Source organism: Ilumatobacter nonamiensis YM16-303 (assembly GCF_000350145.1).
Lineage (GTDB): Bacteria > Actinomycetota > Acidimicrobiia > Acidimicrobiales > Ilumatobacteraceae > Ilumatobacter_A > Ilumatobacter_A nonamiensis.
The window spans coordinates 1-9,848 of the sequence record NZ_BAOL01000050.1 but is presented as its reverse complement, the minus strand read 5'-3'; the positions used below and the strand labels follow the sequence as shown (position 1 = coordinate 9,848).

At 67.3% G+C, this 9,848-nt stretch carries 11 protein-coding genes; 3 read left to right on the top strand and 8 right to left on the bottom strand.

Annotated elements, in window-relative coordinates:
- Positions 1-46: 46 nt before the first annotated feature.
- The 3 genes from ON45_RS06180 to ON45_RS06170 form a co-directional block, all read right to left on the bottom strand.
- The gene (locus ON45_RS06180; RefSeq protein ID WP_051062593.1) at positions 47-700 is read right to left on the bottom strand and encodes a chlorite dismutase family protein; all 654 of its coding nucleotides are present in this window, start codon (positions 698-700) and stop codon (positions 47-49) included.
- 57 nt (positions 701-757) lie between these two features.
- Positions 758-1,573, bottom strand: a complete 816-nt coding sequence (gene fdhD / locus ON45_RS06175; RefSeq protein WP_040492756.1) for a formate dehydrogenase accessory sulfurtransferase FdhD — start codon at positions 1,571-1,573, stop codon at positions 758-760.
- 139 nt (positions 1,574-1,712) lie between these two features.
- Positions 1,713-2,072: a MoaD/ThiS family protein gene (locus tag ON45_RS06170; RefSeq protein ID WP_241432156.1), complete on the bottom strand. Its 360-nt coding sequence runs from the start codon at positions 2,070-2,072 to the stop codon at positions 1,713-1,715.
- 16 nt (positions 2,073-2,088) lie between these two features.
- Here ON45_RS06170 and ON45_RS06165 point away from each other — a divergent pair, with 16 nt between their 5' ends.
- On the top strand, positions 2,089-3,108 hold the full coding sequence (locus ON45_RS06165; protein ID WP_051062592.1) for a glycerate kinase family protein: 1,020 nt from the start codon (positions 2,089-2,091) through the stop codon (positions 3,106-3,108).
- A 52-nt stretch (positions 3,109-3,160) separates the two neighbouring features.
- On the opposite strand, the gene ON45_RS06160 is transcribed toward ON45_RS06165, so the two are convergent.
- Together ON45_RS06160 and ON45_RS24040 are read right to left on the bottom strand one after the other, a co-directional pair.
- Positions 3,161-3,874 carry a LytR C-terminal domain-containing protein gene (locus tag ON45_RS06160; RefSeq protein WP_040492754.1) on the bottom strand — a complete coding sequence of 238 codons (714 nt, stop codon included), beginning with the start codon at positions 3,872-3,874 and terminating at the stop codon, positions 3,161-3,163.
- The gene (locus tag ON45_RS24040) at positions 3,871-4,143 is read right to left on the bottom strand and encodes a DUF3263 domain-containing protein (RefSeq protein ID WP_083914485.1); all 273 of its coding nucleotides are present in this window, start codon (positions 4,141-4,143) and stop codon (positions 3,871-3,873) included. Before ON45_RS24040 ends, ON45_RS06160 begins: the two co-directional genes overlap by 4 nt.
- A gap of 155 nt (positions 4,144-4,298) precedes the next feature.
- Here ON45_RS24040 and udk point away from each other — a divergent pair, with 155 nt between their 5' ends.
- Positions 4,299-4,919, top strand: coding sequence for a uridine kinase (gene udk / locus ON45_RS06150; protein ID WP_083914484.1), 621 nt, complete (start codon positions 4,299-4,301; stop codon positions 4,917-4,919).
- A gap of 61 nt (positions 4,920-4,980) precedes the next feature.
- Here udk and ON45_RS06145 read toward each other — a convergent pair whose 3' ends face one another.
- The 3 genes from ON45_RS06145 to ON45_RS22560 are packed head-to-tail and all read right to left on the bottom strand — an operon-like array spanning position 4,981 to position 8,186.
- A complete protein-coding gene (locus tag ON45_RS06145; RefSeq protein WP_040492752.1) occupies positions 4,981-6,273 on the bottom strand; it encodes an ABC transporter substrate-binding protein in 1,293 nt (430 codons plus the stop codon).
- Positions 6,270-7,379 (bottom strand): DUF389 domain-containing protein, encoded by a 1,110-nt coding sequence (locus ON45_RS21165; protein WP_051062590.1) that lies wholly within the window; start codon positions 7,377-7,379, stop codon positions 6,270-6,272. Before ON45_RS21165 ends, ON45_RS06145 begins: the two co-directional genes overlap by 4 nt.
- A 30-nt stretch (positions 7,380-7,409) precedes the next feature.
- The gene (locus ON45_RS22560) at positions 7,410-8,186 is read right to left on the bottom strand and encodes an META domain-containing protein (RefSeq protein WP_040492751.1); all 777 of its coding nucleotides are present in this window, start codon (positions 8,184-8,186) and stop codon (positions 7,410-7,412) included.
- Positions 8,187-8,401: 215 nt separating this feature from the next.
- Here ON45_RS22560 and ON45_RS06130 point away from each other — a divergent pair, with 215 nt between their 5' ends.
- Entirely contained in the window at positions 8,402-9,808 is a 1,407-nt protein-coding gene (locus ON45_RS06130; protein WP_040492750.1) for a class II fumarate hydratase, read from the top strand.
- Positions 9,809-9,848: the final 40 nt, after the last annotated feature.

Sequence of the window (9,848 nt, the reverse complement as noted above, 5' to 3'; positions counted from 1 at the left end):
GCTCCGTGCGCGAACTGTTCACGAGAACGCAGTTGGGCGGGTCGGATCAGACGATGTTCGCGATGGGGTCGAGATAACCGACGTAGAAGGCGCCGAACTCGCCGTAGAGCGCGGAGCCCTCGTCGAAGCGCATCGTGTAGACGACTTCCTTGATCACGTCGGGGCTCTTGGCGAACAGGGTGACGCCCCACTCGAAATCGTCGAGGCCGGTCGAGCCGGAGATGACCTGCGCGACCTGTCCGGCGAACGCTCGCCCGCTCTTGCCGTGCTCCATCATCATTTCCTGGCGGCGCTCGTACGGCGTGGAGAACCAGTTCGCGTGACCCTCACGCTTCTTGCTCATCGGATAGAAGCAGAACGCGTTCAGACCGTCCGGCGGGATGATCGGATGCAACCGGCCACGCAGCATCTCCGGAGGCATGCCCTTCGCGTACTCGCTGACCTCGGTGATCGACACATAGCTGTCGACGACATCAAGCCCGGCAGCGCGCAGCGCGTTCTGGAACGTCCGCTGGGTCCGCCAGTCGGCGCACAGCGTCATGAAGCACATGTCGGCCTTGTGCCCGAGCATCGACGCGGTGATCACCTGGCAATCGGCAGCCTCGGCCTGGATGACCGCCGCGATCACGGCGTCGCGGTCGAGGTTCTTCTTCGGCTTCGCGAACAGGTGGACAACGCTCAATCCGTCTTCCATCAGCATCCGGTCAGACTACCGAGCACGCCCGAAAGCGTTCCGTGACGGGTCGGACCCGTCACGTCACGCTGGTGAGTAGAGGTTGAAGGAGTCCCCGCGGACGAAACCGGCGAGGACGAGGTTGGCCCGGCGCGCCGCATCGACGGCCAGCGCGGTCGGCGCGCTCACGGCGACCAACGTGGAGAACCCGCCGGCCCACGCCTTCTGGACCATCTCGATACTCGCTCGACCGCTGATGAACAGGCCCAGACCGGTCGCCGGAAGTCCGGCCCCGTCGTCGGCACCTCGAACCAGCGCACCGACGACCTTGTCGACGGCGTTGTGACGCCCGACGTCCTCGCGTGTGAAAATCACCCGACCGTCCCGATCGAACACGGCGGCGGCGTGCACCGATCCGGTCGTGGCGAACAGTTCCTGCGTCTCGAGCACGCGGCCGGGGACCGATGCGATGACGTCGAGATCGATGCCCTCCGAATCCGGCAGCGGATCGAGACGCGCACACAACTCGTCGATCTGCTCGCTCCCGCACCAGCCGCAGCTGGACGACACGTTGCCCAATCGAGGCGTCGGTGCCGGGGCCAGGCATCCGGTGTCGACGGTGATCACGTTGAGCTCCGACTCCCCCGCCTGAACGTCTCCGCAATGGCGCACGTCGATCACGGGCATCCCGGCCAACAGGCCGTCCGTCAAGCAGAACCCGACCGCCAATTCGGCGTCGTGGCCCGGTGTCCGCATCGTCGTCGAGACCAAGGTCCCGTCGAGTTGGATCGACAACGGTTCCTCGACGATCAGGTCGTCCGCGCGTTCGTCGACGATGCGCTCCGGGAGCGGCCCGGTCACCCGACGCACGTCGACCCGCTCCGTGCGCTGCCGACTCATCTCAGGTCCTCGGACCCGTGCGCGAGTTCGCGATGAGCGAGGTCATGCGCACATCCTACGAAGCCCGCCGATCGAGGAGACCGGGTCGAATCGCGGCGCGCGGAAGGGTGACGGAGTCGAGGGACGCCCGACGGCAGGATCAGCCGCCGGCGACGGCGGGAATGATGGAAACCGTGATGTTGTCGCCGACCGTGGTGTCGAGGCCGTCGAGGTAGCGCACGTCATCGTCGTCGACGAACACGTTCACGAACTTGCGCAGCGAGCCGTCCTCGTCGAGCAGCCGATCACGCATCCCGGGGTGTGCCGAATCGAGCGCGCCGATCACGTCGCCGAGCGATCCGGGCTCGACGGCAACCTGCTTCTCGCCGCCCGTCAGAGGGCGCATCGTGGTGGGGATTCGTACGGTCGCAGCCATACCGGAAACGCTATCGCCAATCCCTACCCGTTCAGTCAGGATTGCGTGCCGAAACGCGGCACCGGCGGCGTCGGGAACGCTCACCACTAGGTTGTCGGCGATGCGTGTCCTGGCCGCTCCGGACAAGTTCAAGGGGTCGATCAGCGCCCGCGACGTCGCCACTGCGATCGGTCACGCCTGCTGGGAGTTGGGCATCGACTGTGTCGAGATCCCGATGGCCGACGGCGGGGACGGCTTGCTCGACGCGTTCGGGGGCGCGAACCGCCACAGCACCGTGACGGGTCCGATCGGCGATCCCGTCCGCGCCGGATGGCGGTTCTCCGGCGGCACCGCCGTGATCGAGATGGCACAGGCGAGTGGGCTCGTCGTCGCCGGCGGAAGCGAGCACAACCGGGCGCTCGACGCCACCACGACCGGAACCGGCGAATTGATCGACCACGCACTCGATGCGGGCGCCAAACGGATCATCGTCGGACTCGGCGGGTCGGCGACGACCGACGGCGGTTTCGGCGCGATCCGTGCAATCACGGCGATCGCCCGACTCCAGCAGGTCGAACTGCTCGTCGCGTGCGATGTCACCACGAGGTTCACCGACGCAGCCGCCGTGTTCGGGCCTCAGAAGGGCGCATCCCGCGCGGAGATCAAGCTGTTGGAACGTCGACTGGAACGCCTCGTTCAGATGTTCGACGAGGACTTCGACGCCGATGTTCGCGACGTCGTCGGAGGTGGTGCGGCCGGCGGCCTGGGCGGCGCACTCGCCGCCGTCGGCGGTCGGCTGATCCCCGGGGTCGAACTCGTCGCCGACGAACTCGGCGTGTTCGATCTGCTCGACGCGGAAGGCGCCGAGTCCGTCGACCTCATCGTGACCGGCGAAGGACGACTCGACGCCACGAGTTTCGCGGGCAAGGTGGTCGGAGGGATGGTCGAGTTCGGAACGGACGCCGGAATCCCCGTGGCCGCAGTGGTCGGCGACGCCGACACCGACACCCTCGGAACCCACCTCGACCACCTCGATGTCGCGGTGCTGAACGAGCTGTACGGCGCAGAGGCATCGTTCGGGGAGCCGAAACGGTGCATCGAGCAAGCGGTCGGCGACCTGCTCAGGTCCAGACAGACCTGACCCTCGAGCGCGCTGACGTCCGGTCCGCCCGAGAGGACGAACTCTCGTGACGTCAGCCGTCGGCTTCCGCGGTCCCCTCTTCGGGGGGCGCCGTTGCGGGCGTCTCGCCGCCGGCGGGGGCCGGTGCTTCGGTGGTCGCCTCGGCCGGTGTGCCGCCGAGTTCCTCGAGCGTCTTGCCCGCCTCGTTCTCACCGAGCACCACCATGACCCCGGCATCGCCGATGTCTCCGCTGGCCGTCGGTGCCGGTGTCGGCAGCTCGAGCACTTCGAGACCACCGAGGTCGTCCGCGACCGAGTTGGCGACGTCTTGCGCCGCTGCCTGGGACGGGTCGTAGTAGACGAGCGAATCCTCGAGGTTCGGTCCACTCGCGTCGAGGGGCTCGATGGTCGTGTAGCCGGCGAGTTCGAGCGTCTTGGTCATCGCGCCGGCCGAGCCGCCCACGGTGTTCGCGTTCGCGACGAGGACGGTCGCACCGGTGGTCACCCGGGGCATGGACGTGGTCGTGGTCGTTGCATCAGTTGTCGGAACGTCGACCGAGATCGATGGACCGGACCCCGCGCCGACAGTTGCGTCGTCGGCCGGCTGGGTGGTCAGATCGTCGCCCGCCGCTCCACCGTCGTCGGTGATGTTGCGCAGGATCAGGAAGCCGATCAACACGGCGATGACCGCGAGCGCGATCGTGAGCCACGATCCGACCGGCGACCCTCCGACTCCTTGTCGGGGCGTACGCCGGTTCGAGCCGAGTGCGGAGTCTTCGTTCGTCATGCGTGATGTCCTTCTCCGCCTCCCGACGAAGCCACAGCGGCTCCGTCGTGACGCAGTTTGCGTGCCCGGAGACGCAGCCGCTTCAATCGACGCACCACGAGCGGGTCGTGGTCCATCGCTGCCGGATCGTCGAGCACCGTGGTCAGCTCCGCATGATATTCGTCTGGCGAGCACTGGAAGCGCGCGCGGATCACTTGTTCACGAGGTTCGTCGTTGTTCCACCACGAGCGTTCGAAATCGAGCATGGCGGCGTGACGTTCGGACAGCATCACCCGACAGGTTGGCTCGCGGACGCCGCGAATTACAAGCACCCCGCCGAATTGTCCGGATGAACTCCACGGAAACGACGACGAGCGACCCCGTGGATCGAGGCTCGCGTGTCGCTCGAACGGGTGCAGCACCGGGACGATCTATGCTGCGCCACGTGACACGGCCCTTCTTGATCGGCGTCGCCGGCGGCAGTAGCTCGGGAAAGACGACCATCTCGGAGCGTCTGGCGGAGATGACCGGCGAGCAGCATCTGTCGCTGATCGAACTCGATTCCTACTACCTCGATCGCAGTGGCGAGAGCCTCGAGGAACGCAGCACGGCAAATTACGACCACCCGGACGCGTTCGACTGGCCGCTGCTCAACGACCACCTCGCCGCGTTGGCGAACGGCGCGAGCGTGGCGGTTCCGATCTACGACTACGCCCAGCACAACCGGTCGGGAAACACTCGCGAGGTTCACCCCAATCGCATCGTGGTCGTCGATGGGATCCTCGTGCTCTACGACCGCGCGCTGCGCGAACGGTTCGATCTGAAGATCTTCGTCGACACCGCCGCCGACATCCGACTCATCCGCCGACTCCGGCGCGACGTCGCCGAACGCGGGCGAACGGCCGAGTCCGTCATTGACCAGTACCTCAGCACCGTCAAGCCTGCGCACGAACGCTTCATCGAGCCGAGCAAGCGCCACGCCGACGTGATCATCCCCGAGGGCGGCCTCAACCGTCCCGCCCTCGACGTGCTCCTGGCACGCGTCCGCGAACTGGTCACCGACTGACACCACCGGTTCCACACCGGGTCGACACCGAAGTCTCGGCGGTATCTCCGTGTGTTCGTGGTCAGCCGGCGTCGTGGGCGTCGCGAGCCGTGTCCATCGTCTCCGCGAAGTCGTCGTAGCTCGATGACCCGGTCACCCATCCGGTGATCTCGTCCCACAACAGATCCGACCCGATCTCGGGAGGCATCTGATCGGACGCATCGAAGACCTGCGCCGGCGCATCGGCCAACGTCTCGATGAACTGCCGCTCCGGATCCGGGTAGGCGCCCACCGCGATCGACGACTTCGCACTGATGAATCCGCCTTCCTCGACCCACGACTCGCCGGCGGCGACTCCGGCCAGGAACTCCATCAGCTCGGCGACATCGGGTCGATCGTCGAGAGCGACGATCAGGTCGCCGCCGATGAGCAGCGGCGGCTCCGATTCGTCGACGTCCGGGAGTGCGAACCAGTCGATCCCGCCGTCCGGGCCCACGTCGAGGCTCGGCATCCAGTTGAGGGCGAAGTCGGCCTGCTTGTACATCGCACATCCGGGTTCGGTCGCGAGGAGAGGTTCCCACGCGAGCTCGACGGGGGTCGCCACGACGGCGGTCAACCGGCCGGCGACCCGACCGGGCGCCAGGACCAGTTCCTGGAACTCGGTGAACGCCGCCTCGATCCGGGAGTCGGCGAACCCGATCCGCCCTGCGGCCCAGTCCTCGTAGACGTCCACGCCCGATCGGCGCACGACGATGTCCTCGACCCAGTCCGTCGCGGCCCACCCCGATTGATCTCCGGCCTGGAGCGAGAAGCACCACGGCGCGATGTCGCGATCGGACGCGACGATCGCCTCCGCCAACGACTCCAGTTCGTCGAGGGTGCGCGGCACCTCCCATCCCTCCGCCTCGAAGACGTCGGGCCGGAACCAGACGATGCTCTTCAGGCTGCGGCGGTACGGAACAGCAGAGTCCTGGCCGTCGAAGATCGCCGCATCGGCGATGTCGGGCTCGTAGTTCGCACGCAGCGCGTCGCGCGCCGCCGCGTCGAGCGGGACCACCTCACCCCCGTCGACCATGCTCTGCACCAGGCCCGGCTGCGGAACGACGACCACGTCAGGCGTCGCACCGTTGTTCTCGATCCGCTCGGCCAGGTCGCTGACGAAGTTGCTGCTGCCGGTGTAGCGCACGTCGATGCCGGTGGTGTCCGTGAACACCTCGAGGGACTCGACGAACCGATCGGCTTCCACCGTGCGATAGGGACCGAAGACGACGATGTCGTCCTCGTCGATCTCCGAGTCGTTGAGGCAACCTGCGAGCGACATCGCCGATCCCACGACCAGCGCGACGACCGGGGCCGACCTGAACCTGCCGGTCATCGCGAGCTGACCGCGTAGAACTCGTCGCGCTCGTACCGCAGCTCGAGGTCGACGGGTCGACCGAAGGTGCTCCGGACCAGGTCCGCCAGTCTCCACGCCGGACGCACCTCGTTGGGTCCGGATGCGATCAGCTCGACGTGCGCCGTCCCGTCGACCACGTCGGCCGTCAGTTCGATGACCCGAACCGACGCGTCCCACTCGACCACCGCCTGGGTGACGGCGCGCCGGAGGTTGGAGTCGCGCACCGTCGCCTGCGTGTGCAGCGTCAACGGAATCGCGACGACGGCGACGGCCAGCAACGTGACCGACAGGCGCAGCCGGACCGACCGACGAGCACGCTCCTCCTGCGGACGGAATCCTGACAACAGCAGCATCACCGATGCGGCGAAAACGATCGCGGCGAGGTTGGTGAGGAACAGCAGGAACGCGTTCTGGGCCGCGGAGTTCAGCTTGAGCTGGATCAGGATGCCGACCGTCGCGAGCGGCGGGACGAGCGCCACCGCGATGCCGACGCCGGGCAGGGCCGAGGTCGTCGATCGGCGCGTGCTGATGTATCCCGCGGCCGCACCGGCGGTGATCGCGACGCCCAGATCGAGCAGCCCGGGGAAGGTGCGCTGGGCGACCTGGTCGGGCAGATCGGCCTCCGAGGCGATGTCGAATCCCGCGATCGCACACGTGACCACACCGACCCCGATGGCGAGGACCACGCCGAGGAAGATGACGAGGATGGAGCGCACCAGCACGTCGTTCTGGGCCCGCACGGTCGCGGCCGCGGCGGCGGTGATGGGGGTCATGAGGGGCGCCACGAGCATCGCCCCGATGACGACTGCGGCCGAGTCCGAGAGCAAGCCGAACGCGGCGATGCTCGCCGACAACACGGTCAGCATCGAGAAGCGGCGCAGGTACGGAAGGAAGTCGTCGCCGCGCGGGATCAGTTCGTCGAGCGCCGCCTCCTCGTCGTCGGTCGGCGTGACCTTGACGACTCGTCGGATCCACGCAGTCGACGACCCGAGCGGGGTCATCGAGGCCTCGTCACGGCCACCGTGACGATCGATGTCGTCGCGATCCGAGTCGTCGACGGACGGGTTGGCCCCTTCCTGCTCCACGATCAGACGGTAGCTGGCCGCAGGACCGGGTCAGCGGCTTGCCGACAGCGTCGAGCCGGACGCGCTCTCGATCATCAGCTGAAGGTTGGTGGCAATGAGTTCGAACGTCGGGCTGTCGTTGAGAATCGCCAGGAACGCGGCCTCTTGCGTGGCGACCTCGCCGAGACACGCCATCAGGGTCACCGCGATCTCGCCGAGGACCAGTTGGTCACCGTCGATCTCGACGTCGGTGGTGTACGAGTTGCATCCGGTCGTTCCCGCCAGGGTGCCGTCGTCGCCGAACACGAGCGTGGCCGCCGTCTCCTCGACGACGGGGGTGCCGTCGATCTCGGTGACGGTCCACTCTCCGCTCAACGGGGTCGCGTCCCCGTCGGCCTCGCTCGGCGAGACCTGGATCAGCACGAGATCTCCGAGGTCGACGCTCCCGCCGTCGGCCTCGACGATGTTGGCCGTGTCGGTCGTCCAGTTGAGCGAGCCGTCGGCTCCGGTGATCTCGGCGCGCACCGAATACATGCCGCTCGACTCGAGGTCGGCCGGATCGACCGACAGTGCGAACGGGATCGGGATCTGTTGGTCGTCGAGCTCGATCGTCTGCTCGGCGATCACCGGCGCAGCCGTGTCGGCAACCGATACGTCTTCGAGGGTCACGGTCGCCGTCCCCCCGGGCACCAGCGCGATCCGTGGGAGATAGGTGAGGTTGCCCGTGATCTCGATCACGTCGTCACCGGCACCGGAGGAGTCGTCGGGATCGGACCCGCACGCGGCGATGGAGAGCAACAGGATCGGCAACAACAGGAGTCGGTTCACGAAGGTCCCTTTCGGTCGGAGGGTGTCCGCATCGTACGGCGCTCCAGTGCGCTGGGCAGGCACCTTCGAGCACCCGCCGTCACGACCCCCACGGTGGTCATCGTGACCAGGCTGAAGTACATGTACGCCGTTTGTCCCGGGCCGGATACGTTTGCCCGAGGGGCGTCGGGGAACACCCGCAGAGGAGGTCGACCCATGCCAGAAATCGTCGTGCGATGAACGCTCGTGAGGTCCGGACGGAAACGGATTCACTCGGACCCGTCGATGTCGACGCGTCTCGACTCTGGGGCGCGCAGACGCAGCGCAGTCTCGAGAACTTCCCGGCGGGGCAGCCCCACTACGTGTGGGGGCGGGGGCTCATTCGCTCGTTCGGCCTCGTGAAGCGAGCCGCCGCGGCGGCGAACCTGGATGCCGGCATCCTCGACACACGCATCGCCGAGTTGATCGACCGGGCATCGGCGGAGGTGATCGATGGTTCGCTCGACGACCACTTCCCGCTCGTCGTCTTCCAGACCGGGTCGGGAACCCAGACGAACATGAACGTCAACGAGGTGATCGCGAACCGTGCCAACGAACTCGCGGGCGAGGAGCGCGGCACGAAGCGTCCGGTGCATCCGAACGACCATGTGAACGCGAGCCAGTCGAGCAATGACGTGTTCCCGACCGTCATGCACCTCGCCACGATCTCCGCGCTCGACGAGAGCATGTACCCGGCGGTGGACCATGCCATCGCGGTCCTCGGTGACCTTCGGCAGCAGTTCGGCGACATCGTGAAGGTCGGGCGAACACATCTCCAGGACGCGACACCTGTGACGCTGGGCCAGGAGATCGGGAGCTGGGAACAGCAGCTGCGGTCCGCTCGGGAGGCGATCGCGTCGGCCGAGGTGACGCTCCGCGAGTTGGCGATCGGAGGCACCGCGACCGGCACCGGGCTCAACTCGCCCGTCGGCTTCGGCCCGGCCGTCGCCGGTCGCCTCGGCGAGCTGACCGGCCACGACCTGACCGCCGCCACCGAACCGATGGCATTGACGGCCAGTCACGACGCCATGGTCGCCGCGAGCGCGGCCGTTCGAGGACTCGCACTGGCCTGCTTCAAGATCGCCAACGATGTCCGCTGGCTCGCGTCCGGGCCACGAAACGGAATCGGGGAACTGAAACTCCCCGCCAACGAACCGGGGTCGAGCATCATGCCGGCCAAGGTCAACCCCACCCAGGCCGAAGCACTCACCCAGGTCGCCGCTCACGTGTTCGGCAACGATGCGACGGTCGCGTTCGCCGGTTCGCAGGGCAGCTTCCAGCTGAACACCTACAAGCCGATCATCCTCCACGCCACGCTCGACAGCATCTCGTTGCTGTCGGAAGCGCTCGTGTCGTTCACCGATCGCTGCCTCGTCGGGATCGAGCCGAACCCGGAACGAATCGACGCGAACCTCGAGATGAACCTCGCCCTGGTGACCGCGCTCGTGCCCCACATCGGATACGACTCGGCGTCGAAGATCGCCCAACACGCGGCCTCGGCCGGGGTCACGCTTCGCCAGGCCGCGGCCGAGGTCGCCGACGTCGCCGGCGATGACTTCGATCGCTGGGTCGACCCGGCCGACATGGTCCACCCCACCGCCTGACACCAACTCGTGAACTGTTCCCGCGCTCCGTGCGCGAACT

Bases quoted from the DNA above. Each gene is read 5' to 3' on its own strand.
- ON45_RS06180 (WP_051062593.1), bottom strand. From the start codon at position 700: ATGCTGATGGAAGACGGATTGAGCGTTGTCCACCTGTTCGCGAAGCCG.
- fdhD (WP_040492756.1), bottom strand. From the start codon at position 1,573: ATGAGTCGGCAGCGCACGGAGCGGGTCGACGTGCGTCGGGTGACCGGG.
- ON45_RS06165 (WP_051062592.1), top strand. From the start codon at position 2,089: ATGCGTGTCCTGGCCGCTCCGGACAAGTTCAAGGGGTCGATCAGCGCC.
- ON45_RS06160 (WP_040492754.1), bottom strand. From the start codon at position 3,874: ATGACGAACGAAGACTCCGCACTCGGCTCGAACCGGCGTACGCCCCGA.
- ON45_RS24040 (WP_083914485.1), bottom strand. From the start codon at position 4,143: ATGCTGTCCGAACGTCACGCCGCCATGCTCGATTTCGAACGCTCGTGG.
- ON45_RS06145 (WP_040492752.1), bottom strand. From the start codon at position 6,273: ATGACCGGCAGGTTCAGGTCGGCCCCGGTCGTCGCGCTGGTCGTGGGA.
- ON45_RS06130 (WP_040492750.1), top strand. From the start codon at position 8,402: ATGAACGCTCGTGAGGTCCGGACGGAAACGGATTCACTCGGACCCGTC.